Raw genomic sequence first — 23,965 nt, forward strand, 5'->3', positions numbered from 1 at the left:
TGGCGTAGATTCCTGTTTCTTAAAAGGGTCTTGCAGGTTTTTCTCAAGGTGCTAATGATACCGCCAGATAACATTAAGGTGAAAGTTGTGGTCAGAATTACCAGTAAAAGCTATTCGCAAAGTGCTAAAGCCGTTCTGATTCTGGCCCATGGGGCAGGTGCCCCGGCGGATTCACCCTTTATGGAGCAGTTGGCCGGCGAACTGGAGAAACAGGGCATTGCGTGCGTGCGTTTCGAGTTCCCTTACATGCAAAAACGTCGGGAAGATGGGAAGAAGAGGCCTCCCGACAGAGCGCCTGTTTTGCTCGAGGCCTTCAAACAACAGATTCAACAGGTCCGTGCGGAGGTTGGTTCTCAGTGCCGGCTCGTCATCGGGGGGAAATCCATGGGGGGGCGGATGGCTTCGTTGGTCGCAAGTGAAGGTGATGCTCAAGTGGATGCGGTGGTTTGTTTTGGCTACCCCTTTCATCCGCCGGGTAAGCTTGATCGCTGGCGTATTGACCATTTGCCTGATGTGTCCTGCCCGCTTCTGGTACTGCAAGGGACGCGCGATCCGTTTGGCAAACCGGAAGAGCTGGATGCGCTGGGCAGTATAAAAGGTATCGCACGGCTTCGCTGGCTGGACGGTGGCAACCACGATTTCGCCACCTTGGTTAGGCACCCGTTGAATCAGTCTGATTTGATCCGCGAAGCAGCAAAGATTACCCGCCAGTTTTTGGAGGATTATGCAGGGGGTTGAGGCACTGTTCCCGCGCAGGTCAGTGTGTCCCGCCCTCGGTGTTTCGAGGTATAGAGCGCTTCATCGGCGCTTTGAAACAATTCTTGTGCATTTTCGTGGCCGGCGAACTCGGCGATACCTGCGCTCATGGTGAGCGTGACAGCTTCGTTGATTGGCGTATGAATCGGGGTGGTGCGGATGGTTTCCAGAATGCCGTTGCATATTCGGACGGCACCGCTGGTGTCTGTGTCCGGCAACAGGAGAGCAAACTCTTCGCCGCCGAACCGCACAGCAACATCACGGGGGCGTTTAACATGTTCGGTCAGAATGTCGGCAATCCGCCGTAGGCAGGTGTCACCGAAATCGTGCCCCCAAGTATCGTTAATGCGTTTGAAATGGTCAGCATCCAGCAGCGCCAGGGTCAGTGGCTTCCCGGTCCTCTGGGCTTCAAGGCAAAGTTCGGGCAGTAAGTTATCCATATGTCTTCGGTTATGTAAGCCGGTGAGCGCATCTTTAAGGCTCAAGGTTTCAAGCTTTCGATTGGCCTGCTCCAGACGATACATAGCGGTGCGTAACTGGGCGGTGCGTTCGTGAACTTTTATTTCCAGCTCACTTCGGGCTTGATGTTCGACATTAAGTAGCTTTTCGTTCAGCAGGCGCCAGCGTTGCACCAGTGCGTAGTTAATAAGGACAACTTGGGCGCCAACCACTGCCTGCATAGTCACTTCTCTCGCTAAGTAGTCGCCCAGGTACCCGAACGCTGCGGAGGCGTAGAACAAAGCACCAACGACCATCACCATCCAGGCCGCCAAGTACCAGAATGCCGGCTGATACCCCTGGCGCCAACGTAGCGATGCAATCACAGTGAGAATTGCGATAGCGGCCAGTACAAAAACGGTATTGATGACGATGGACTTGGTGTAGGGAATCACCAACGTGAGCGCAAGCAAGCCGAAGCCGGTCCAGGCCAGAACGTGCAGTGTTCTACCGGATAATGTTCGCCGAGGCACCTCCAAAAAAGACCAGCCGAAGAGTGTCATGGCCAGTCCGGTCACCGCCAGTAAGAGTGGAATAGAAAGATTGGCCAGCTGAGAGTTATCCGGCCAGAAATACTGGTTCGCAAAGCCGCCCATGGCAAACAGAAACATGGCCATAGACGCTGTGTTGAACGCATTGAGAAGGTAGTAGCGGGTGCCAGAGCTGGCATATAACAAGAGATTGAATATCGCGAGTATGAGCAGCGCGCCGTAAAACAGCCCGTGGATCAGCGTCAGGTGGTTGCTTTCCTCTATGGCTTGGTCGGGTGTTACTAAGCTTAGTGGCACATTGAGAGCGCCACTGCTGTGAACTCGTATATAGACCGTGGCGACTTCGTTGGCCGTCAGTGTGACGGGGAGCAGGTAATAGCGATAGTCTATGCCCCGGCTTGTAAAAGGATGGTGATCTCCTGTGGTTAAAGCGGGTGCCGAACTGTGGTCTGTTTGCGTTTCACGTGTCTGCCAAAACGTGATTTCGTCAAGTAATGGGTAATTGAGCTTTAAGTACCAGAGGGATTGTTGGGTGCCGGTGTTTGTTACTGTGAGTTTGATCCAGTAAGTGGCTTGGGTGTGGCTAAAGACCAGGTCGTGGCCACCGGCCGGCTGCCATTTTAGCGAGCTGGGTAGATTGTCCGGGCCATTTGCCAAGTGAGCAGGTTCGCCCGGATTTGTAACCGCATAGCAGAGGTAATTGTTAAGGGTTTGACGGGCATCGGCATCGTTGGCCACAAGGGTCGGGCACGGGTTTTGGGCAATAGCTTCAGAGGCCACGAATAGACTGGCCAAAATAAGGAAGCGTGTAAAAATCCGAAACCGTGTGCCGAGCATCGTAGGCGTTATCTGTTTAAAATGTAGCTTAACTGTAACGAGTGTTTTTAGAACTTGCTGTTAAGCAGGTTGAGTTTCGTGCCCTTCGGTGCGTCAGAAATTCGGCATCACATGAATACATAGGTCATAAATGCAGCAGGTTATGTTGATATGCCGGCCCGGCTTTGAGCCGGAAGCCGGGCAGGAGTTGATGGATCAGGCCGCGGAAAAGGGAATTTTCGGGTACTTCCAGCCTGAGCGGAATTCGGGTCAGGTACGTTTTACGATCGCTGGTAGCGAGACAGCCGAGGAGTTGATGGCCCGCTTGCCCCTGAACCGGCTGGTATTTTCCCGTGATTGGTTTGCCGTGGTGGGTGAGTGTGAATTGCCTAGCAGGGATCGGGTAGGTGCGATCGTGGCGTTTCTCAAAGAGCACGATTGGTCGGGTGGTGATTGCGCCCGTGTGGAAGTGCGGTTGTCCGAGAATAACGAGGATAGGGATCTAGGTAATTTCGCGCGCAAGTGGGTTTCTCCTTTATCTCGGGGGTTGCGCGAAGCCGGTTTGTTAAAAGCCGATGCGAAAGCGCCGGCCAAAGTTCGCCTGGAAGTGCTGCTTAGTGATTTTGGGTCCGCCGTAGTGGGTTTTAGTCTCGAAGGTAATCGTTCACCATTCCCTGACGGTATTCTTCGTTTGCGGCTGCCGGCTTCTGCGCCAAGCCGCTCGGCCCTGAAGCTGGAGGAAGCCTGGAAAGTGTTTCTGCCCAAAGAACGCTGGCTGGACTATCTCGGGGGCGGAAAAAAAGCGGTTGATCTTGGAGCTGCGCCGGGCGGATGGACCTGGCAGTTAGTGCAGCAGGGCATGCTGGTGTCGGCGGTTGATAACGGGCCGATGAACCCGGAATTGATGGCTAGCGGGCATGTTGAGCACGTAGTGGCTGATGGTTACAGTTGGCAGCCCAAGCGTGCGGTAGACTGGATGGTGTGTGACATCATCGATAAACCCCAGCGCACAGCCAAATTGGCCGTTGACTGGGTTGGCAACAGGCTTTGTCGCTATACCGTATTCAATCTGAAGCTTCCGATGAAAAAGCGCTACGAAGAATGGCTGGTCTGTCGGGATATGATCATCCGCGGGTTGGAAGAAGCGGGCCTCAACTGCACGTTAAAGGCCCGACATCTTTATCATGACCGCGAAGAAATCACCTGCTTTATCGAGCGGCACGAATAGAACCCTTAGGGCATGGGGCTTTGATAGAGAACGGTGATATGCTCATCCTGATCCATCATGGGCACCAGCTCTGACATCAGGTCTTTACGTGCTTCGGAGTTGTACCAGCGATCCCAATCAAGCTCTGAGCGCCAGTTGGCCAGAGTAATACGGTGGTTGGAGTCCTTGCTGTCGACCAGAGTTTCGCCAGATATGAAGCCTGGAGCGCTGACCGCTTGCTGCAGCACCTTTCGGGCGCGATCTTCGTAAGCGGCTTCAAGTGTCTCGGCAATGTGGCGTTCAATTAAAACCCGAATCATGTAAGTCTCCCGTTTTTTCGTTGCTATAAACAATAATTTAGCACCGAATTCTTAAAATCACGAGAACTAGAGGAAGTCACCTTTGGCGGACCAGAATTTTCACGCGGAATTGGATACTCGGGGTTTGTTTTGCCCGGAACCGGTGATGATGTTGCACACGCGCATCACCGATGTAGAGGTAGGGCAGGTGCTTAAAGTGATTGCGACAGACCCTTCAACCACTCGGGATATTCCTCGTTTTTGCCAGTTTTTAGGGCACGAGCTGCTCGAGCATGGCGAGCAGAGTGGAGAGTTCGTGTATCTGATCAGGCGTTGTGAGGCCTGATCAGATACCGGTTTGCTAGCCTTGTGTTGCTGAGGGGAGCTGGCTGAGGTGATTGAGGAATTCCTGTTTGTTCATCTCGCCTAGAATGCGGGCTTGGGCCAGTTCCTCGCCTGTACCGTCGTAAAACAGAATGGACGGCGGCCCGAACAGACCAAGTTCGTCCAGAAATGCTTGTTGGGCTGGCGTGTTGTCTGTCATATCGATTTGCAGCAAAGTGAAAGGCCGCAGTGCCTGAATCACCTCCGGCTGGTTGAAGACATTGCGCTCCATCACTTTGCAGGAAATGCACCAATCGGCGTAGAAATCCAGCAATACGGGCTTGCCGGCTGAGTGGGCCTGAGTTAGCAGCGAGCGAATCTGCTCCGGATTTTCTACTCGTTCAAAGTTCGCGTGGGCTTTCGTGGTGCCTTGAACGCTTCCAGCTGTTGCAGTGAAGGGGGCCAGCGGGCGAAGCGGGTCAGTGGCGCCACTGACGGCTCCCGCCAGTAAAGCCAAACCATAGGCAAACATCACTAATCCAAACCCTTTTCGAGTGCGCCCCCAGCCCGCCTTTGCTGCATCAAATGCGCCTAATTGAACGGCGGTAACGGTGATCAGCAACCCCCACAGAGTCAATCCGGCCCAAGCGGGAATCAGTCTCTCTACCAGCCAGATCGCGACGGCTATCAACATCACGCCGTAAAAATGTTTGACGGTTGTCATCCAGCGCCCAGAGGTGGGGAGCAGTTTGCGACCACCAACGGCGACAAGAATTAACGGCACGCCCATGCCTAATCCGAGCGATAGCAGGGCAACCCCGCCGATGACAGCGTCCTGCGTGGTGGAGATGTACAGCAAGCTGCCCGCCAAAGGGGCGGATACGCAGGGCGAAACCACTAAAGCAGAGAGCGCACCAATACCGAAAATGCCCAGTACGCGCCCTCCAGTCAGCCGTTGACTGGCATCGTTAAGCGGTTCTCGGATAAATCGCGGTAATTGGATTTCGAATAAGTCGAACATGGACAGTGCGAACACGACAAATAAAGTCGCAAACACCCCGAGCACCCAAGGGGACTGGAGTTGTGCTTGAAGGTTAAAACTGGCACCCAGTAAGCCGGTGATAACGCCTGCTGCCGCGTAAGTAATCGCCATGCCGAGCACGTAGCTTCCGGAAAGCAGAAGGGCATGGCCCGTGGTGCGTGTATTTTGGCCAGACACCATGCTGGAAATGATGGGAACCATCGGGAGCACGCAAGGGGTAAAAGTTAATCCCAGGCCGAGCAAGAAGAACAGGCCCGCGATCATCCAGATCGATTGGCTGGACAGAAAGCCCGCGAGGCCGCTGGCGCTGCGGGTGTCTGTGCTTGCGGTTGGTGGCGCAGCGTTCGAGGAGGCCGTTGTGTTAGCAGCGGACTGAGAGTTGCCTGAGCCGGGATAGTAAAGAACGTCGTGATTTTGTGGCGGGTAACACAGGCCAGCTTCTGCACAGCCCTGAAATGATACCTGCACGTTTGCTTCAGTAACCCCTTCTGGCAAAGTGATTGGATAGCGAACCTCGACGGGCTCGAAAAACACCGTCATCTCTCCAAAGAATTCGTCGTGAGTCAAAGTGCCGGGCAGCGAAAACTGAGGCTCTCCAATGGTGACCCCATCGGTCAGAGGGGTCACTTTGATTCGGCTTTTGTATAAATAATGCTCAGGCGCGATGTCCCAGGACAACACAAGATCGCCCGCGTCAGAGGTGTAGTTAAACGGGAGAGCTTGCTCTACGGGCAAAAAGTCGCTGTTCGAGGTGTTAAAAAAAGAGCTTCCTGCAGCGAATGCTGTGGCGGTAACAAAAAAGCTGAGTAGTGTGAAAACGGCAACAGCAGACAACACTTTTAGTGACATAAAGTGCTGAGCTCGTGGGGACACTGTCATGGCTATTTTAATATCCTGTGTCGTCAATGCGTGTAGAGGTTACGTCGGTGGGATTGACCAAGCGAGCTGTCAGAAGTTCCCGCTGGCATTGGCTGCTTTAAAGTCGCACAATAGCGAACCAATGAATCACAATCCAGACGATCTTATCATGCTGTTTAATGACCTGTTCCGGGAAAAGTACCGGACTATACTGGTCAAAGGCAGTGACGAACCAGAATATCAACCAGCCAGCGAACCCGACGGGCTCGCCAGGGTTGTTTTTGCCCATGGTTTTTTTGCCAGTGCGTTGCACGAAATCGCACATTGGTGCCTGGCTGGTGAGCATCGCCGTAAGCTGCATGACTACGGCTACTGGTATTGTCCTGACGGGCGTACGCTCGAGCAACAGCAAGCCTTTGAAAGTGTTGAAATAAAGCCGCAAGCCATTGAGTGGTTGTTTTCTTTGGCCGCCGGATCACGTTTCCACATCAGCGTGGATAATCTGGCGGGCAATGGCGCGGCTAACGAGCAAGGCTTTCGCGCGAATGTGCTTAAACAGGCGGCTCACTATCTCGAACATGGCTTGCCTGAGCGCGCGCAAGCATTCTTCGAAACCCTCAAAGATTTCTATATGACTTCAGCCCGTTTTACGCAGCGCTGGAACCTCGACCAGGTTCGCATCGCACCAACGGGCCTGGAAACCGATCACACAAGGACACCTGAAACTTTATGACGATTGAAACAACAGACACCAGTAAACTTCGTTTTAGTGATTTGAATCTGGATCAGAAACTGCTCGACGCCATCAGTAAAATTGGCTTCGAATACTGCACACCGATCCAAGCCGAAACACTGCCATGGACTCTGGCCTGTGAAGACCTGATCGGTCAGGCCCAAACCGGTACTGGCAAGACCGCCGCGTTTTTGATCACGGCGATTCAGACGCTGCTGGAAACCCCTGTGAAAGAAGGGGACCGCTTCGCCTCTGAGCCGCGGGTTCTGGCGCTTGCGCCTACCCGTGAGCTGGCCATGCAAATTGCCAAAGATGCAGAGCACTTGTGCCAGTACACCGGCCACAATGTGGTCACCGTAGTGGGCGGCATGAATTACGATAAGCAGCGGGAACAATTACAGAACGAAGTGGTTGATATTCTGGTGGCGACGCCGGGCCGCTTGATCGACTTCCTGGGCTCGCAGGATGTGTTTCTAGATCAGCTGGATATTCTGATTCTGGATGAAGCCGATCGTATGCTGGACATGGGCTTTATTCCCGATGTGAAACGTATCATTCGCAAGTGTACGCCGAAGGAAGAGCGCCAAACCTTGTTGTTCAGCGCTACCTTTAATCAGGATGTCTTAAATCTGGCGTCCATGTGGACTCAGAACGCTGAATTCGTTGAGATTGAGCCTGATCAGAAAACCGCTGAGCGAGTAGAGCAGACGGTTTATTTGATTTCCGACGAAGACAAACTTCCCGTACTTGTGAACTACCTGAAACGCCCGGAAGTGGAAAAAGCCATTGTCTTTGCCAACCGTCGTGACCAGTGCCGGGACCTTGAGGAGGACCTCAGGAATCAGGGAGTCAAAGTATCTTTGATGTCGGGTGAAATCGCACAGAATAAGCGCCTTAAGACTTTGGATCAGTTCAAAAAAGGCGATATTCAGGTGTTGGTCGCAACCGATGTGGCTGGCCGGGGTATCCACGTAAACGGCGTGACCCACGTGTTCAACTACAATTTGCCGGAAAATGCGGAAGATTATGTGCACCGGATCGGGCGCACTGGCCGCGCGGGGCAGACCGGTGTCTCCATCAGTTTTGCCGGTGAAGACGATGCTTATGCGCTGCCGTCTATTGAAACCTACATTAGCCAGAAACTGAAAACCGCTATACCGGAAGAGGACTTGATGGTTGCGATGGAGCACCCGCCTATTACGCGCAAGCGTGGCGGGCGCAGGCCTCAGGGCAACCGAAGCGGTGGCGGACGGAATACCGGCGGGCGTAGTTCTCAGCGCCCTCGTCGCAACTGATTAGCGCAAAAAGGAGCGGGTTATGTTGATCGTTGCTGATGAAAATATTCCGTTATTGGATTCGTTTTTCGGAGATATTGGCGAGATTCGCCGGGTAACCGGGCGCGGGCTGACTCGGAGCGAAGTAGAGGATGCGGATGTTCTGTTGGTTCGTTCCGTGAGCCGTGTGAACCGGGAACTGCTTGAAGGAACTCGGGTGCGCTTCGTGGGTACCGCAACGATTGGCACTGATCATGTTGATGTGGAGTGGCTGAAGGCGCAAGGCATTGGGTTTTCGGCGGCCCCGGGCTGCAATGCGGGAAGTGTCGCCGAGTATGTTCTTGCGGTCATTTCATTGTTTGCTGATCAACGGGATCTGAGTGATTGGTCGACACTGAGTGTGGGTATCGTTGGTGCCGGAAACGTTGGCAGCGAGCTTGCCCGAATGTTAGAACGTCTCGATTTCGATGTGAAATTGTGTGATCCCCCGCGACAGCTTGCCGAGCCGGAGAACGCCGATAATTTTGTAGACTTGTCAGAAGCAATGTCGTGCGATGTGGTGACCTTTCACACTCCGCTTACGCGCACTGGCGAACACCCGACTTTTCATATGGTATCTGATCAACAGCTTGCCGGACTTAACGCCGGCCAGCTGCTCATTAATGCCGGGCGGGGCGAGGTTGTTGATGGCACGGCTTTGAAGCGCAGGCTTGAGCAGCCTAATGCTCCTGTTGTCGCACTGGATGTGTGGGAGAGCGAGCCTGCGATTGACCCTGACCTGGTTGATAAAGTGTGGCTGGCGACCCCACACATAGCAGGGTATAGCCTCGAAGGGAAAATGCAGGGTACCGAAATGGTGTATAAGGCTTTGTGCCGTTTTCTTGGCCTGCCGGTGCGTAAAAAAGCCGGGCAGTTTTTGCCCGAGCCAGCCCTCAGCAAAATGTCGTTTACCCGTAATGCCATTGAAGATGAAGCCCTGCGACTTGCTCTTGGAGCCTGCTACGATCCGAGAAAAGATGACCTTCGGTTGAGGCGTGCGATGAAAGAATCTGAGGATAAACGAGCAGAAGCCTTCGATCGTTTGCGCCGTGATTATCCGGTACGCCGGGAGTGCTCCAGCCTGAAAATTCAATTGAAAGGCAGCAGTAAGTCTTTGCAGGATCGCTTCCGAGCGATGGGGTTTAAACTGAAAATCTGACTACTGGCGTTTGCTGTAAACAAAAGGGGGCGCGCATGCGCCCCCTTTTGTTTCTTCCAGACAACTTGCCGCTTAAAGCGATGCCTTTTGCAATGCGGCAATCCGGTCTTCCAGCGGCGGATGGGTCATGAACAGCGCAGCCAAACCCGAGCGTGAACCGCGGTTGATGCCAAAGGCTTGCAGCGTATCCGGCATTTGATCGGGCACTTCGCTTTCCTGTTTCAGGCGCGCCAACGCATTGATCATGGCGCCTCGACCCGCCAATTGCGCACCCGCAATGTCGGCTCGAAATTCCCGGCGGCGGGAGAACCAGAACACGATGGTGCTTGCCAGAATACCCAGCACGAGCTCGGCGATTAAGCTGACGATGAAAAAGCCCATGCCGTGGCCATCTTCGTTTTTAAACACAACCCGATCCACAAACGAGCCGATCACCCGTGAGGCGAAAATCACGAAGGTGTTTACAACGCCTTGAATCAACGACAGCGTGACCATGTCGCCGTTTGCCACATGGCCGATCTCATGGCCGAGCACGGCGCGGATTTCATCTTGGTTGAATCGATGGAGCAGCCCTTCGCTGACCGCCACGAGAGCATCGTTTTTGTTCCAGCCCGTAGCAAACGCGTTGGACTGAGAGGCAGGGAAAATTGCCACTTCGGGCATGCCGATGCCGGCTTTCTGAGCGAGATCCGCAACCGTTTCCATCAACCAGCGCTCGGCCGGGGTGCGGGGAGCTTCGATTACCCGGGCTTTGGTGCTCCATTTCGCCATTGGTTTGGAAATCAACAGGGAAATAAAAGAGCCCGCAAAGCCGAAGACCGCTGCGAATATGAGCAGAGAGCTGTAGTTGATGCCCTGATGGGCCAGATAGCTGTCTACCCCGAGCAAACGCAGAGTAAAACTGGCTACCAGAATAACGGCCAGGTTAGTGGCCAGAAACAACAAAATGCGCATAGAGTTTTCCTGTTTAAGATTACGCCAAACGTCGTTTTCTATCTGACCGATATATGTGGGCTGGGTTCACGTCTTCAAGAGGCTCAAGGCGATTTAATGAACCGTCTGAATGTCGCGATCCAGGAAGAACGTTGCCTGCACGATCAGGCTGATTTGATTCGAGCTGCCACTCTTCAGGGCAGTGCGCAAAAGATGTATATAGGTTGATCTGTCCCGTTCGACAGAGGTCGGCAATTCGGAATCGCTCGGGTTCGGACCAAATTTTTCGGTCAATGTCTGCGGTGCCGGCGCGCTCAGCCGAGTGAATGCGCTCCGGGATAAAACCGCTTGATCGAGGGCTTCCTGTCGGATGGTGTCCACGTAGCGCAGGAACCCTTCTTCTGACAGCCAGAGTAGTGCTCCGAAGCACGCCATGTGCCGCTTGCTGTGCAGCCCGAAATCGTCCGGGTCGTCTGGCCCCGCTATGTCTTCTACAAATAAACTGATGCGCCGCGGAAAGGCGGCGTACAGCTGGGCCAGGGCAATGGCAACGTCTTTGTAAAATTCTTCTACGTGTATATCGGCCATGATCGCTCCGATTACTGCCGGTAGTGTTCCAGGAAATTGCCCAATCGGCCCATGGCATCTGCAAGTGCTTCTTTGCGCGGCAAAAACACGACGCGTAGGTGCTGATGATCGTCTATGTTAAACGCCGAGCCCTGCACCAGAAGAATCTTTTCTTGTAACAGCAGGTCCAGAACCAACTTCTCGTCGTTGTGGATCGGGAAATGTTTCGGGTCCAGCTTAGGGAACAGATAGAGGGCTCCCTGAGGTTTTACGCAGCTGACGCCCGGTATGTCGTTCAGCATGCGCCATGCAGTATCCCGCTGTTCGTACAGGCGTCCTCCCGGGGCGACCAGGTCGTTGATAGACTGGTAACCACCGAGGGCGGTTTGAATGGCAAGCTGCGCAGGAACGTTGGCACACAGGCGCATGTTGGAAAGCATTTCGATGCCTTCGATCAGATCTTTGGCTCTATGTTTGGCACCACTGATGATCATCCAGCCGGCGCGATAGCCCGCGGCCCGGTAGTTTTTCGACAAACCGTTATAAGTGAAGAACAGAACGTCTTCCGCTAATGATGCAGTAGAGGTATGCACGGTTCCGTCGTAGAGAATTTTGTCGTAGATCTCGTCTGACAGCACGATCAGATTGTGCTTTCTGGCTAACTCGATCACCTGATGTAACAACTCGACCGAATAGACCGCACCGGTCGGGTTGTTCGGGTTGATCAAGACAATGGCTTTGGTGCGCGGAGTGATCTTCTTTTTGATGTCTTCGATGTCCGGGAACCAGTTCTGCTGTTCGTCGCAGCGGTAATGTACCGGCTTGCCGCTGGACAGGGTTACCGCGGCTGTCCAAAGTGGATAATCCGGGGCTGGGATGAGTACTTCGTCACCGGTATTGAGCAGCGCCTGCATGGACATAACAATCAGCTCGCTGACGCCATTGCCCAGATAAATGTCATCAATATCAACTTTAGCGATACCGCGCTGCTGACAGTAGTGCATGACGGCTTTGCGAGCCGAGAACAGGCCTTTGGATTCAACATAACCCTGTGCCTGAGGCATGTTGTAAATCACGTCCTGCTGGATTTCTTCCGGAACATCGAGTTCGAAGGCCGCCGGGTTGCCGATGTTCAGCTTAAGGACGCGGTGCCCCTCTTCTTCCAGCCTGCGCGCCTCCCGTAGAACCACGCCGCGGATTTCGTAACACACATTGTCGAGCTTGGCGGATTTGGAGAAGTTATGCATGGCGTGCAGAGGTCCTTAACAAACGGTCTGGAAGAGTTATACGGGATAACACAAGCTTTCTATTCTAGCGGAGGGAGGGGCAGGGGTAACAGGGGCAAATGTGTTCAATTGTGGCGAATTTGGACGAGTTTACGATCGAATGTTGAAGTGAAAGATCGGAAGTGCCGTGTGGTTCTCGAATTCAGGAATAGCCTTCTACAATTAAATTGTGCACAATATAAATTGAGACGTTTAATTCAAAGGAGCGAAGAATATGGCGAACGAGTCGATTTATGATTTCAGTGCCAAGGACGTGAAAGGCAACGACGTTGCGATGGCCGATTACAAAGGTAAGGTGTTGTTGATTGTAAACACGGCATCCAAATGCGGTTTTACCCCGCAATTTGAAGGTCTTCAGCAGCTCCATAGCGAACTCGGTGCCAACGGCTTCGAAGTGCTTGGCTTCCCTTGCAACCAGTTTATGAGCCAAGATCCGGGTAGCAATGAATCCATTACGGAGTTTTGTTCGCTGAATTATGGGGTTGATTTCCCCATGTTTGCGAAAATCGAAGTCAATGGTGAGGGTGCCCACCCGCTTTACCGGTTCCTAAAAAAAGAAGCAAAAGGTTTGATGGGCAGCGAGAAGGTGAAGTGGAATTTCACCAAATTCCTGGTCAATAAAGACGGCCAGGTGGTGCGACGCTATGCGCCGACGGTCAAGCCTGCGGATATCCGGAATGACATCGAAAAGTTGCTCTGATTCTGCGCCAGCCGACCAGTTACTGGCGCTGGACAACCAGCTGTGCTTCGCGCTTTATGCGGCTAATCGGGCGGTTACGGCGCGGTATCGTCCGTTGCTGAAAGAGTTGGGCCTGACGTATCCCCAGTATTTGGTGATGTTAGTGCTTTGGCAGCAAGATCAAAATGAACCGGCGCCTAAAGTGTCGGAACTCGGGCAGCGTTTGCGGCTTGATTCAGGCACTTTGACGCCGCTGTTGAAGCGGCTCGAAGAACGTGCGTTGATAAAGCGCACCCGAGGAGCGGAAGACGAGCGGGTGGTAAGGGTGGCTCTGACGCCCGCTGGGCGTGCTTTGCGCGAACTGGCGGTGTCTGTGCCTGAGCGCCTCATGTGTGGGCTTGATGTTGATCCGGCGCAGATAGTCTCGCTGCGGGACGAGCTCAGGAGTCTTCTTGAGGTGCTGGAAGGGGCGGAGCCCACCGCACAATAGCCGCTTTCAGCTCTTCGCGGTTGTAGGGTTTTGTGATGTAGTCATCCATGCCGGAGGCAAGGCATTCCTCTTTGTCTCCTTGCATAACGTTTGCAGTTACGGCGATTACTGGCAGATTCTTCCAGTGGGGGTTGCGCCGTATCTCGCGAGTGGCTTCGTAGCCATCCATAACCGGCATTTGACAGTCCATGAGAACCAGATCGTAGCTCTCGCGTTTGAGGGCTTCAATCGCGCGCTGTCCGTTTTCAGCGTTATCTACCTTGTGTCCCATTCGCCGGAGAATTGCGCTCGCCACCAACTGGTTTACGTGGTTATCTTCGACCAGAAGAATCTTCAGCAGGGGCATCGAATCGGACGATGTTTCCTCGGGTCGTGTCTTTTCCTCAATCGGTTTATCGTGAACAGGCAAAGGAAGTGTAACCGTAAAGTGCGTGCCTTTTCCCGGCGTTGAATCCACTTCGATTCTGCCGTTCATGCGGTCAACCAACTGCCGGCAAAGCGTTAGACCCAGCCCGGTACCGCCATAGAGGCGAGTGGTATCGGTGTCAGCTTGCGAGAAAGGTGAAAAGATCTTGTGCAGTCCTTCCCGCGACATCCCGATGCCGGTATCGATGACTTCAATGCGAAGCTTTCCGGATGAATGGCTGGCCTTGACCTTAACCTTGCCCCTTTCTGTAAATTTGATGGCGTTGCTCAGGAGATTGTTAAGCACCTGGCGGGTTCGCGTTGGATCGCCCAGAAAATATTCGGGCAAATCGCCGTCGATCTCGTTGACCAACGCAATGTGCTTACGCCGAGCCTGCTGCGCGTGCAGAGTTGTGCAGTCGCTGATCAACTCTCGTGCTGAAAACGGAATGAGTTCAAGGCTCAGTTTTCCAGCTTCAACTTTCGATATATCGAGAATGTCGTTGAGAAGGTCCAGTAGATTCTCGCCTGCTTTGGAGGCAATTTCTATGCGGCTCTTTTGCCGTGGATCGCTTTCGTCTTCGACGGCGAGCCCGAGCATGCCCAGCATGCCGTTTAACGGTGTGCGTATTTCGTGGCTCATGCTGGCAAGGAAGTTTGCGCGGGCGCGGGCTCTGCGCACGGCGTCTTCCTTCGCTTTGACGAGGGCGCAGTTACCGCGCTGCAGGGCGCTGTTTTTCTCGGAAATCTCACGGGTCCGTTCTTCGACTTCTTGTTCCAGATGAGTCGAGTAGTTTTTCATGGTGCGTTCTGCTGAACGGAGCCTGGCGACACTGGCTTCCATGTTTTGCAGGTGGTCGTTGATGATTCCGACCATGGAGCCAATTTCGTCGTGCTCATGATTTTGAGGAATCGGGAGTCGCACTTTCTCTGGTGACCGATTATTTGCCTGCCCCAAGGCGCTGATCAGTCCCATCATGGGGCGGGTCAGTACCACGTAAAAAATTGCCAGAAGCGCCAGGGTTAAAACCAGGCTTTTCAGCATGCCGATCATGAGTGTATTGCCTGCACGCTTCAGAAACTGGAGGCCGTAATGATAGGTGTCGATGGTAAGGACCAGGCGGCCAAGGGACAGATCTTTAAGCTGCGGCACCTGCAGGGTTTCTGAAAACGTGCGGCTTTGTCCGAATAGCGAATCACTGATCCAGCGGTATGGCGAGCTCACACTGGGAGTGCTGGACGCTGCCATGGTTTTCTGGTCACTATCAATAATTCGGGCATCGATCGTGGCCGGGTGCAGCAACAATCCGTCCAGCAATTCTTCAGCCAGGCGAACGTCTATGTTATAGGCGATCTGTGAAGCAGGGCTGCGGCTGATCTCGAGTAAGGCGTGAACTTCCTGATCCATTGCCTCTTGGGCATTGGAATAGTCCAGAGTTATTTGAAGAAGGTTCAACAGCAGCCCTAATGCCATGGCTACCAGAACGGTATCGCGAGTGAGGCGATACGAAAGCCGCTGTTTAAACCTGTTAAGCACGGTGGTTGGTGGTCCTTATTCTTGAGCGCGAGTCTTTGGCTTAATTGTCGAAGTCTTTCCGTTTTTTCCAGGACTCTTCATCTTGCAGCATGTTGTCCCATTCCTGATCGAGTTTCGTGCCGTGTTCTTTAGCGGTGTCATCATCGTGCAGACTGGCCTCTAGCTCTTTAATCCGCGTTCGGAAGCTTTTGACGGCTTTCAATGCCAGTGGATTGTCCTTCGATTTAACCATTTCCATGCTGGCTGAATGATAGGAGTGAATGGCTTTGCGGATTTCGTTATGACGGATGTGATCTCGTGCTTGAAATACGTGTAAATCGGCATGGGTTTTGTGAATCAGAAACAACACATACTTAAGGTTTTGCTTGGCGGTTGGGGCATCAATCCGACCGCTTTTGTGCATGCTTTCGATCAGTTTGAAAAGATTGTTCAGCTGTTCTTTGACTTGCTCGGATTTTTCAGGGGAATCAATTTTAACGGGTGGATGATTGTCCGTTTTATCAAGAACCTGCTGACGGGTTTGTTTGACGGTATTAAGCCACTCGTCAACGGGTTTGTCGGTTTTCAGGGTGACCAGGTTCTTACAGGCATCTTCCATCTGTTTCAGCAGGATAAATTTGAGCCCTGAATTTAAATATTGGCCAGGAATTTCGGACAGCAACCGGAAGGCCCGATTGTAGTTGTCTCGTTGTGTCCGAATTTTACGCATGCGTTCAATGCGGGCCTTTTCGCGCATCTGGCTAACCACGATGATCACTAAAGACAGCGCAACGATAGCCGCAAGTACGATGACAATGGTGGTCGCTTCCATGTTTTGGTGTGGCTCCAAATAGAGAGTGGCAAAAGAGGACAGCGCGAAGGATGTCAGCGAATTTTGCGTTATAACAGTATGAAAGACTAGCAGAAATCTTTTGGTTCGTCCGCCCGACAAAAAGACAATTGTGAGATGTATAGATGTAATGAATTTTTATAACGCGGTATATTGTTTTGGTGAATGGTTGTTGTTTCTGCCTTTTGTTTCCTGATCGTAAGGTGTCTTGATGGATATTTCCCGTGTGGATCTTAATTTGCTCGTGTACCTCGATGTCTTGCTGCGGGAGCGAAACGTCACCAAAGCCGCCAATCATCTGGGTATCACTCAGCCGGCCATGAGTAATGGTTTGAGACGGCTTCGGGACCTTTTCGGCGATCCCATTCTGGTGCGCACCAGTGAGGGAATGACGGCCACCGAGCGAGCTCAAGAGTTGCAGCCGTTGGTGCGTTCGATTCTCTCGAATATTGAACAAGCGGTTCAGGAAAAAACGCCATTCGCGGCTGAGAACAGTCAGCGGGTATTCCGGATTATGGCCAGTGACTATGCCGAATCCTGTCTGATGCCTCGGGTATTGCGCCGTATTCGACAGGAAGCGCCGCACGTGACGCTGGATGTGCTGACGCCGAGTGATGTCAGCTTTCTGGATGTCGAGCAGGGCCGTTTGGATATGGCCATTAACCGGTTCGATAAGATACCGCAATCGTTTCACCAGAAAACGCTCTGGACGGAATACTTCGCTTGTTTGATGAATGCCCATAACCCGGTTCTGGTGGAGCCCTTTACTCTGGATACCTATTTGGACGCCAGCCATATATGGGTGAGTAAAACGGGCTTTGGCGTGGGGGTGGGGGTTAACCCAAAGGATGTGCAGCGTTTGGGTTGGGTTGACGAAGCGTTAGGGTTGATGGGTCGTAAACGTCAGATTTCGGTGTTCACCCGGCACTATCAGGTCGCCATGTTGTTGGCCGAACAGCACGATTTGATAGCCACTTTGCCTTCGCGAGCAGCCTGGCTTCAGAAGGATAATCCGAATCTTGTGGTGAAGGTTCCGCCTTTTGAAATTCCACCGTTTGAACTCAAAATGGCGTGGAGCCCGTTGCTACAGCACAACTCGGACCATCAATGGCTGAGGAAGTTGATTGCGGAAGTTGCTGAAGAAGTGGACGACGAATTTGCCCCCTTCGGGGCCCAGTTTGAATCACCTCAGGCGCAAGGTTCAGATCGGTAATTCTCGCAATTCCACTGAGGGTTGGGCCATTTCCCACATGCGCTGAAAGGCCTCTTCTTTCAGTTTCAGCCGCCGTCCGGCGGTGAAATTGGCAAAACCTTCTGGTTTGTTGAAATCGTGGCGGCAGAGTAAGCCGTCACGGTCCACCACCATGAACGGCTGGTCTTCCAGCGGATAATCGTTGTTGATTATTCGGAGCTCGATGCGGCTGGGTAAACGGCGCATCAGTTCGATCAGGCGATGGCGTTTCTGCACCAAGGGCTTGTCATCATGGATCAGAATGCGGACTTCACTTAGCCGGTGATGTCGTGCAACGGCTGAGATCAGTTCCCGTAGCTGATGGCGGTCGTAGCGATCATGATCCAGCATGCGGTCATAAATCCAAAGGCGTTGTCTTGCTTGGCCAACCAGCGAGTCCGTCAGTTCCCGGAAGGTGGTTTCCTGATCGAATAGCCAGCTTTCAGTGTCTGCTCCCAGGATTAAGGGCTGTGTGCGATGGCTGAGTCCACGGTGAGCAAGAGCCGGCGCCAGGCAGCGCATATCCAGGTGGGGGATGCCTGCATCGTCATAGAGTGAGGAGCACACATGAAAGCCGCAGCGCTGATAAAAGCCGATGGCATGTTGCTGTGCTGAAAGCCTGAGCTCCTGATAACGGCCCGCAGACTCTATAAGCAGGTGGTGTATGAGCGCTTCGCCAATACCGCGTCCGCGATATTCCGGGAGCACCGCCATGCGCCCGATGTAACCGGTTTCTTCCAAGGCTGAAAAGAGTCGAGCGGTGGCAATGGGTTGGTTGTTTTCGTCGACCGCCAAGTAGTGATCGGCGATCTCGTCTGTGTGATCCCACTCCAGCTCTGGCGGCACATTCTGTTCGTCGATAAATACCCGCTGGCGGATATCTCGAATGGAGCTCGGTGCCAGTTGCCAACTGTACTTGCGGAATCTTGGAGTCATTGCTTACTCGAAGTACACGGAACCTTGGTTGTAAAGCGTGGTTAGCAGCCCAACAAGGGCTTCATCGCCGGCATAAGCTGCCAACTGTGTGTGGTCGATTCGCGCGCCTGCACACAGAAGTGGTGCCATTGGCTGCGCATCCCCCTTGAGAAGATACTGTTCCCCATCAACGAACAGGGCAGTTTCGCCTTCTAGTTCGTGGTACGCAAACCGAGACCCTTCGTTCCAGCGCAGTTGTTCGCCGGCCTGAATGGCGGCAGCCAAGTCTTCGGGTGTCGCCGGCTCTTCGGCCGGAACGACGATGTCGAGGCTTTTCGGTGCTGTGGTGTATTGGCCAAACCACAGGGCTAATTTGCGCCGGTCACTGATCTGTTCACGAATTACCCGGTCAAGCCGGTCAATCACTTCCGGAGCGATGGTGCCCGGGTTGTCTTGAACTTGCAGGTCAGGGTCGCCCAAATGCTCAGCGGCTTTTTCCTGATTACACAGGAAGTCCGTGAAGCCCGTCAGCAAGTCGTCAATGGTGGGCGCGCGGAATCCGATGGACAGGGTGATGCAGTCGTCTTCAGCAACGCCGTGGTGGCCGATGCCGGGTGGCAGGTACAGCATATCGCCCGGTGCTAGAGTGACGGTTTCTTCGCCGTCCCAGCTGCTGAGTATCCGAAGCGGGGTACCATCGACTCTGGGGGAGGTGTGGTCACATTGGCCACCAAAGGTCCAGCGCCGGTGGCCTTCTGCCTGCAGCAGGAATACATCGTACTGGTCGTAGTGAGGCCCTACGCTACCGCCCTTGGGGGCGTAGCTGGCCATGATGTCATCCAGCCGCCAGTTGGGGACGAAGCGGAAGGCTTCCAGCAGATCGGACATTTCCGGAACCCAGTGGTCTAAACCTTGAATCAGCAGGGTCCAGTCTTGTTCGGGAAGTGTGCTGAATCGTTCCGGTGTGAACGGGCCGTTGTGGAGCTGCCAAGGTTTGCCTGCGTCATTTTCTATAACGATGCGGGATTCGACCGCTTCTTCGCAGGCCAAACCGGCCAGCTCATCCGGGCTAACCGGGCATTGGAAACCGGGGAAAGCCTGACGGATGACAAGCGGTTTCTTCTGCCAGTAATCGCGCAGAAATTCAGAGGCTGTCAGTCCGCCAAGCATGTCCATGTTACTGCTCCAGATTCAGATGTTGCCGGCTTGTTCGACGGCGTTACCAATGTAGGATTCCGGTGTCAGGGCGCGCAGCTCTGCTTTCGCTTCTTCCGGAATCTCCAGTGTCTCCACGAAATTCTGGATCACTTCGGCAGACATTGTTTTGCCGCGGGTCAGATCCTTGAGCTTTTCGTAGGGCTTTTCGATGTTGTAACGACGCATGACGGTCTGGATGGGCTCAGCCAGAACTTCCCATGCGTTGTTAAGGTCTTCGGCCAAACGAACCGGGTTGATTTCCAGTTTGCCCAAGCCTTTTAGTGTGGCTTCGTACGCGATCAGGCTGTGCGCAAAACCAACGCCTAGGTTACGCAATACCGTCGAGTCGGTCAGGTCACGCTGCCAGCGGGAAATCGGCAGTTTGGCGGACAGGTGGCCAAAGATCGCGTTCGCTATGCCCAGGTTACCTTCGGAGTTTTCGAAGTCGATCGGGTTGACCTTGTGCGGCATGGTAGAAGAGCCGATCTCGCCGGCAACCGTCTTCTGCTTGAAGTAACCCAGAGAGATGTAGCCCCAGATGTCACGATCCAGATCGATCAGGATGGTGTTGAAGCGGGCAATGGCATCGTACAGTTCCGCGATGTAATCGTGGGGTTCGATCTGGGTGGTGTACGGGTTCCAGTCGAGGCCGAGGCGTTCGATGAATTCTTTGGCGTTGGTTGCCCAGTCGACTTGTGGGTAGGCTGACAAGTGCGCGTTGTAGTTGCCGACGGCACCGTTAATCTTGCCCAGCAATTCCACAGACTTAATCTGCTTGAGCTGGCGGCGCAGGCGGTAAACCACGTTGGCCAGCTCTTTACCGACCGTAGTAGGGGAGGCGGTTTGGCCGTGCGTACGCGACAGCATAGGCTGTTCGGCATGCTCTTTGGCAAGCTCTGCCAGCTTATCGACGACTTTTTCCATGCCCGGTAGCAAGCCGTGATCCAGGCCTTCGCGCAGCATCAGGGCGTGAGACAGGTTGTTGATGTCTTCAGAGGTGCACGCGAAGTGAACGAATTCGGTAACGGCGTGCAGTTCTGGAACGTCGGCAATCTTTTCTTTGATGAGGTATTCGACCGCTTTGACATCGTGGTTGGTGGTGCGCTCGATCTCTTTGATGCGTTCAGCGTCAGCCAGGCTGAATTCGCTGACCAGCTTGTCCAGAAACGCATTGGCTTCTGCCGAGAACGCCGGCACTTCGGTAATGCCCGGGTGTTCAGCCAGCTTTTGCAACCAGCGGATCTCGACGGTTACCCGATTACGGATCAGGCCATATTCACTGAAGATGCTGCGAAATACGCTGACTTTGCTGCCGTAGCGTCCATCGACCGGGGAAATGGCGGTCAGGGCGTTGAGTTCCATCGAAAACCTCTCAGTTCATCAAAGAATCGGATAAGAAAATTAGGGTATCTATGATACACCAGCGCGCGTTACGAATCAGCGCAACAGCTCGCGGGCGTGGTTGATCACTTTTTTCCGGGAGAAGATAAGCTGCCAGCGGCGGCCACCACATTGACGCCAGAGCACCGCAGAACGAATGCCGGCAAGAAGCAGCGCGCGAACCTTGGCGGCGTTCTCGTCCTGCTGCAGGACTTGCGGATTACCGCTGACCTGAATGCGCAGGCGGAAGGTGCTGATGGTGTCGGTGTAGATCGAGGCCAGATTGCCGATCAGGTTGCTGTGGTTGTAGCCGAAATGGCTGGCCGTGTGCCGTGCCTGCTCAATACGGCTACCGATCACGTCAAGGATGTCCGGGCTGTTTTTGAGCTTGGATTCGAGTTGTACCAGGTTCAGTACATAGCGAAGTGTCTCGACATCCTGAGAGCGGCTTTGTTGGGCCAGGGAAGTTGACAGAGCTTTCAGGCCTTCCTGTATATCCGACAACTCGCCACCATAAACATCGAGTGTCGATGCCGGGTCGGTGGCGAACAGTGAGCGCAGCGAGGTTTCCATGCTCTCTTCGTCGCAAGTTCCTTTGTGAGCAACTTGTTGCACTAACGAAGCTGCTTGAAACAACCCGGCCAGAGCCAGTGTCTGGTCGTGCAGGGTGCGGCTCATGAGCGCGCCTCGGCTGAATTCTCTTGTATCACTCGGGCGGGTAAGGCTTCGTCGTCGCGCCAGGTTTCCTCGATAACGCCGCCCCCAAGGCAGACGTCGTCGATGTAAAACACCACCGACTGGCCGGGTGTTACCGCTCGCTGGGCTTCATCAAAGACGACTTTGACGCCGCCATCGATGACGGTGACTTCGCAATCCTGATCCGGCTGACGATAACGGGTTTTGGCTTTGCAGCGGAACTGTGTTGAAGGCGCTTCGCCGGCAATCCAGTCAATAGGGCCAGACACCAGTCCACGGGAAAATAGCAGTGGGTGGTGTTTGCCTTGCACCGCGATCAATACGTTTCGGTTCAGGTCTTTCTCGGCTACGTACCAAGGGTCATCGCCGTATTTGGCCAGCCCGCCGATTCCCAGACCTTGGCGTTGGCCAATGGTGTGGTACATCAACCCCTGATGCTTACCGATGACTTCACCATCCGGGGTTTCAATGTTACCGGGTTGGGCGGGCAGATATTGCTTCAGAAAGTCGGTGAACTTGCGTTCGCCAATGAAGCAGATGCCGGTGGAGTCTTTTTTGTCGTGTGTGATGAACCCTTGCTCTTCGGCAATGCGGCGCACTTCGGGTTTTTCCAGTTCACCGACCGGAAAGAGGGTGCGAGCTATGCGATCACCAGAGACGGCGTGCAGGAAATAGCTTTGGTCTTTGTTCGGGTCTAGCCCTTTCAGTAATTCAGCTTTACCGCTGCCATCATTCAATGGCCGCTGACGGGTATAGTGGCCCGTTGCAATGTAATCTGCGCCAAGCGTTACGGCGTAGTCCAGGAAGGCCCGAAACTTTACTTCTTTGTTGCACAGTATGTCGGGGTTGGGCGTGCGCCCGGCACTGTATTCGGATAAAAAGTGCTCGAACACCCGATCCCAGTATTCGGCAGCAAAGCTGGCGGTGTGCAACTTAATGCCAATGGCATCGGCCACCGCTTGCGCGTCGGCAAGGTCGGTCATGGCCGTGCAGTATTCCGTGCCGTCATCTTCGTCCCAGTTCTTCATGAACAGGCCTTCCACCTGGTAACCCTGGTCTTTCAATAACCAAGCGGCAACCGAGGAGTCTACACCGCCGGACATGCCAACGATGACGCGGGTGTTTTCTGGGGCTTTGAGATCAGGATTTGGAGTCATGGGCCTATTGGTAACCGGTTAGAAAGCGGCGATTTTATCACCTTGTGAGGGTTACGTCTGTCCGTCGATGACGACTTCAAGGGGGAATCGGCGGCCGTTTCGGTAATCCTCGATGCATTGCAGTACCAAAGGGCTGCGTAATTTGCATCCGAGCTCTCGAATCTCGTTCAGAGTCAGCCAATGCGGGCCTATAATGCCGTTGTCGAGTTCGTCCGTTACCTTGCGAACCGGTTTGGCTGCATAGCAGAACCGGTGATAGGTAACGCCATTGGCTGGCGCCTTGTAGGTGTAAATGCCCAGGAAATAAGTGGGCTCAACTTCCCATCCGGTCTCTTCCAGCGTTTCGCGGCAGGCAGCATCGAGAATCAGTTCGTCTTCTTCGATGTGCCCAGCCGGTTGATTAAAGACAATCTGGCCATTACTGAGCTCTTCAACCAGTAAGAAGCGGCCTTGATCATCTTCGGCAATCACGGCGACGGTTGCATGCGGCTTCCAAGTCATTTCGATGAAGGTCTCCTGTTGGGGCGGCGCGCTTTCGTTGAGCGGGAGCCGGGCCGGCGCGCCGGCCCGGAAGGAGCGGGTGGCGCATCGGGAAGGTGCACGTGTTCTGTTCGAAATTCACCCGGCTGCAGCGTGCCGAGTGTCCAGTCGCCAATTCGGTAACGTATCAATCTCAGGGTAGGGTAGCCAACCGCTGCTGTCATTCTTCGTACTTGCCGGTTGCGACCTTCACTGATGGTCAGTTCAATCCAGCTTGTAGGGACGGTTTCCCTGTGCCGCACGGGTGGGGTGCGTGGCCACAGATCAGGCGCATCAATTTTCCGGACTTTCGCCGGGCGCGTTGGGCCATCTTTAAGGTTGACGCCTCGGGACAGTTGATCGACTGCGCCCGCGGGGATATCACCTTCCACCTGTGCCCAATAAGTTTTGGGCATCTTGTTACGGGGTGAGGCAATGCGGTGTTGCAGGGGGCCGTTGTCCGTCAAAAGAAGCAGCCCTTCGGAATCGTAGTCCAGTCGCCCTGCCGCGTAAAAGCCCGGTTTTTTTATCCACTCTGCGAGTGTTAACCGAGGATTCCGGGTTCGCTCGTCCGTGAATTGGCTGAGAACCTGGAACGGTTTGTTAAACAGGATGATGTCCGCCATTCACAGATTCCTGTCAGTTGCG

Annotated in this window: 24 protein-coding genes; 9 read left to right on the forward strand and 15 right to left on the reverse strand. The window is 53.8% G+C overall.

All coding sequences use genetic code 11. The features are described 5' to 3' along the window. Window positions 1–54 precede the first annotated feature (54 nt). A complete protein-coding gene (locus tag DOQ08_RS03470) occupies window positions 55–738 on the forward strand; it encodes an alpha/beta family hydrolase (RefSeq protein ID WP_114333491.1) in 684 nt (227 codons plus the stop codon). On the opposite strand, the gene DOQ08_RS03475 is transcribed toward DOQ08_RS03470, so the two are convergent. After that, the gene (locus DOQ08_RS03475) at window positions 723–2,525 is read right to left on the reverse strand and encodes a sensor domain-containing diguanylate cyclase (protein WP_227537467.1); all 1,803 of its coding nucleotides are present in this window, start codon (window positions 2,523–2,525) and stop codon (window positions 723–725) included. The genes DOQ08_RS03470 and DOQ08_RS03475 overlap by 16 nt on opposite strands. Window positions 2,526–2,712: 187 nt before the next feature. On the opposite strand from DOQ08_RS03475, the gene rlmM reads away from it, so the two are divergent. Then, complete coding sequence (gene rlmM / locus DOQ08_RS03480; protein ID WP_114333493.1) at window positions 2,713–3,789, forward strand: 23S rRNA (cytidine(2498)-2'-O)-methyltransferase RlmM; 1,077 nt, start codon at window positions 2,713–2,715, stop codon at window positions 3,787–3,789. Window positions 3,790–3,794: 5 nt separating this feature from the next. On the opposite strand, the gene DOQ08_RS03485 is transcribed toward rlmM, so the two are convergent. Next, on the reverse strand, window positions 3,795–4,088 hold the full coding sequence (locus DOQ08_RS03485) for an antibiotic biosynthesis monooxygenase family protein (RefSeq protein WP_114333494.1): 294 nt from the start codon (window positions 4,086–4,088) through the stop codon (window positions 3,795–3,797). Window positions 4,089–4,170: 82 nt separating this feature from the next. On the opposite strand from DOQ08_RS03485, the gene tusA reads away from it, so the two are divergent. After that, on the forward strand, window positions 4,171–4,413 hold the full coding sequence (tusA, locus tag DOQ08_RS03490) for a sulfurtransferase TusA (RefSeq protein WP_114333495.1): 243 nt from the start codon (window positions 4,171–4,173) through the stop codon (window positions 4,411–4,413). Between the two features lie 15 nt (window positions 4,414–4,428). Here the strand turns inward: tusA and dsbD are convergent, their stop codons facing one another. Further along, complete coding sequence (dsbD, locus tag DOQ08_RS03495; RefSeq protein WP_114333496.1) at window positions 4,429–6,312, reverse strand: protein-disulfide reductase DsbD; 1,884 nt, start codon at window positions 6,310–6,312, stop codon at window positions 4,429–4,431. Here dsbD and DOQ08_RS03500 point away from each other — a divergent pair. Genes DOQ08_RS03500 through pdxB form a run of 3 tightly spaced genes read left to right on the forward strand, consistent with a single transcriptional unit; the run spans window position 6,311 to window position 9,496 of the window. After that, window positions 6,311–7,024: an elongation factor P hydroxylase gene (locus DOQ08_RS03500; protein WP_227537468.1), complete on the forward strand. Its 714-nt coding sequence runs from the start codon at window positions 6,311–6,313 to the stop codon at window positions 7,022–7,024. The genes dsbD and DOQ08_RS03500 overlap by 2 nt on opposite strands. Further along, window positions 7,021–8,319 (forward strand): DEAD/DEAH box helicase, encoded by a 1,299-nt coding sequence (locus tag DOQ08_RS03505; RefSeq protein ID WP_114333498.1) that lies wholly within the window; start codon window positions 7,021–7,023, stop codon window positions 8,317–8,319. The genes DOQ08_RS03500 and DOQ08_RS03505 overlap by 4 nt, the downstream gene beginning before the upstream one ends. A gap of 22 nt (window positions 8,320–8,341) precedes the next feature. Beyond that, the gene (pdxB, locus tag DOQ08_RS03510) at window positions 8,342–9,496 is read left to right on the forward strand and encodes a 4-phosphoerythronate dehydrogenase PdxB (RefSeq protein WP_114333499.1); all 1,155 of its coding nucleotides are present in this window, start codon (window positions 8,342–8,344) and stop codon (window positions 9,494–9,496) included. 72 nt (window positions 9,497–9,568) lie between these two features. On the opposite strand, the gene htpX is transcribed toward pdxB, so the two are convergent. The 3 genes from htpX to DOQ08_RS03525 all read right to left on the reverse strand — a co-directional run bounded on the left by htpX (window position 9,569) and on the right by DOQ08_RS03525 (window position 12,243). Then, on the reverse strand, window positions 9,569–10,450 hold the full coding sequence (htpX, locus tag DOQ08_RS03515; RefSeq protein ID WP_114333500.1) for a protease HtpX: 882 nt from the start codon (window positions 10,448–10,450) through the stop codon (window positions 9,569–9,571). A gap of 93 nt (window positions 10,451–10,543) precedes the next feature. Next, window positions 10,544–11,017 (reverse strand): hypothetical protein, encoded by a 474-nt coding sequence (locus tag DOQ08_RS03520; RefSeq protein WP_114333501.1) that lies wholly within the window; start codon window positions 11,015–11,017, stop codon window positions 10,544–10,546. An 11-nt stretch (window positions 11,018–11,028) separates the two neighbouring features. Beyond that, entirely contained in the window at window positions 11,029–12,243 is a 1,215-nt protein-coding gene (locus tag DOQ08_RS03525; RefSeq protein ID WP_114333502.1) for a pyridoxal phosphate-dependent aminotransferase, read from the reverse strand. Between the two features lie 253 nt (window positions 12,244–12,496). Between DOQ08_RS03525 and DOQ08_RS03530 the strand changes: the two genes are divergently transcribed. Then, window positions 12,497–12,982, forward strand: coding sequence for a glutathione peroxidase (locus DOQ08_RS03530; protein WP_114333503.1), 486 nt, complete (start codon window positions 12,497–12,499; stop codon window positions 12,980–12,982). Next, the gene (locus tag DOQ08_RS03535; RefSeq protein WP_114333504.1) at window positions 12,960–13,451 is read left to right on the forward strand and encodes a MarR family winged helix-turn-helix transcriptional regulator; all 492 of its coding nucleotides are present in this window, start codon (window positions 12,960–12,962) and stop codon (window positions 13,449–13,451) included. Before DOQ08_RS03530 ends, DOQ08_RS03535 begins: the two co-directional genes overlap by 23 nt. On the opposite strand, the gene DOQ08_RS03540 is transcribed toward DOQ08_RS03535, so the two are convergent. Further along, entirely contained in the window at window positions 13,402–15,393 is a 1,992-nt protein-coding gene (locus tag DOQ08_RS03540; RefSeq protein WP_114333505.1) for an ATP-binding protein, read from the reverse strand. The two genes, DOQ08_RS03535 and DOQ08_RS03540, sit on opposite strands and share 50 nt — an antisense overlap. A 40-nt stretch (window positions 15,394–15,433) precedes the next feature. After that, a complete protein-coding gene (locus DOQ08_RS03545) occupies window positions 15,434–16,204 on the reverse strand; it encodes a hypothetical protein (RefSeq protein ID WP_114333506.1) in 771 nt (256 codons plus the stop codon). A gap of 229 nt (window positions 16,205–16,433) precedes the next feature. On the opposite strand from DOQ08_RS03545, the gene DOQ08_RS03550 reads away from it, so the two are divergent. After that, window positions 16,434–17,435: a LysR family transcriptional regulator gene (locus DOQ08_RS03550; RefSeq protein ID WP_114333507.1), complete on the forward strand. Its 1,002-nt coding sequence runs from the start codon at window positions 16,434–16,436 to the stop codon at window positions 17,433–17,435. Here the strand turns inward: DOQ08_RS03550 and DOQ08_RS03555 are convergent. From DOQ08_RS03555 to DOQ08_RS03585, 7 genes are all read right to left on the reverse strand, one after another. Then, on the reverse strand, window positions 17,424–18,389 hold the full coding sequence (locus DOQ08_RS03555) for a GNAT family N-acetyltransferase (RefSeq protein ID WP_114333508.1): 966 nt from the start codon (window positions 18,387–18,389) through the stop codon (window positions 17,424–17,426). The two genes, DOQ08_RS03550 and DOQ08_RS03555, sit on opposite strands and share 12 nt — an antisense overlap. Window positions 18,390–18,392: 3 nt before the next feature. Further along, entirely contained in the window at window positions 18,393–19,544 is a 1,152-nt protein-coding gene (locus DOQ08_RS03560) for a cupin domain-containing protein (protein WP_114333509.1), read from the reverse strand. A 15-nt stretch (window positions 19,545–19,559) separates the two neighbouring features. Then, complete coding sequence (purB, locus tag DOQ08_RS03565; RefSeq protein ID WP_114333510.1) at window positions 19,560–20,927, reverse strand: adenylosuccinate lyase; 1,368 nt, start codon at window positions 20,925–20,927, stop codon at window positions 19,560–19,562. A 75-nt stretch (window positions 20,928–21,002) separates the two neighbouring features. Beyond that, window positions 21,003–21,623, reverse strand: a complete 621-nt coding sequence (gene hflD / locus DOQ08_RS03570; RefSeq protein WP_114333511.1) for a high frequency lysogenization protein HflD — start codon at window positions 21,621–21,623, stop codon at window positions 21,003–21,005. Continuing rightward, a complete protein-coding gene (mnmA, locus tag DOQ08_RS03575) occupies window positions 21,620–22,798 on the reverse strand; it encodes a tRNA 2-thiouridine(34) synthase MnmA (protein WP_114333512.1) in 1,179 nt (392 codons plus the stop codon). The genes hflD and mnmA overlap by 4 nt, the downstream gene beginning before the upstream one ends. Before the next feature lie 51 nt (window positions 22,799–22,849). Then, window positions 22,850–23,299, reverse strand: coding sequence for an NUDIX hydrolase (locus DOQ08_RS03580; RefSeq protein ID WP_114333513.1), 450 nt, complete (start codon window positions 23,297–23,299; stop codon window positions 22,850–22,852). Continuing rightward, window positions 23,296–23,943 (reverse strand): pseudouridine synthase, encoded by a 648-nt coding sequence (locus tag DOQ08_RS03585; protein ID WP_114333514.1) that lies wholly within the window; start codon window positions 23,941–23,943, stop codon window positions 23,296–23,298. Before DOQ08_RS03585 ends, DOQ08_RS03580 begins: the two co-directional genes overlap by 4 nt. Window positions 23,944–23,965 lie beyond the last annotated feature (22 nt).

The organism is Marinobacter litoralis (assembly GCF_003336705.1).
Classification (GTDB): Bacteria; Pseudomonadota; Gammaproteobacteria; order Pseudomonadales; family Oleiphilaceae; genus Marinobacter; species Marinobacter litoralis.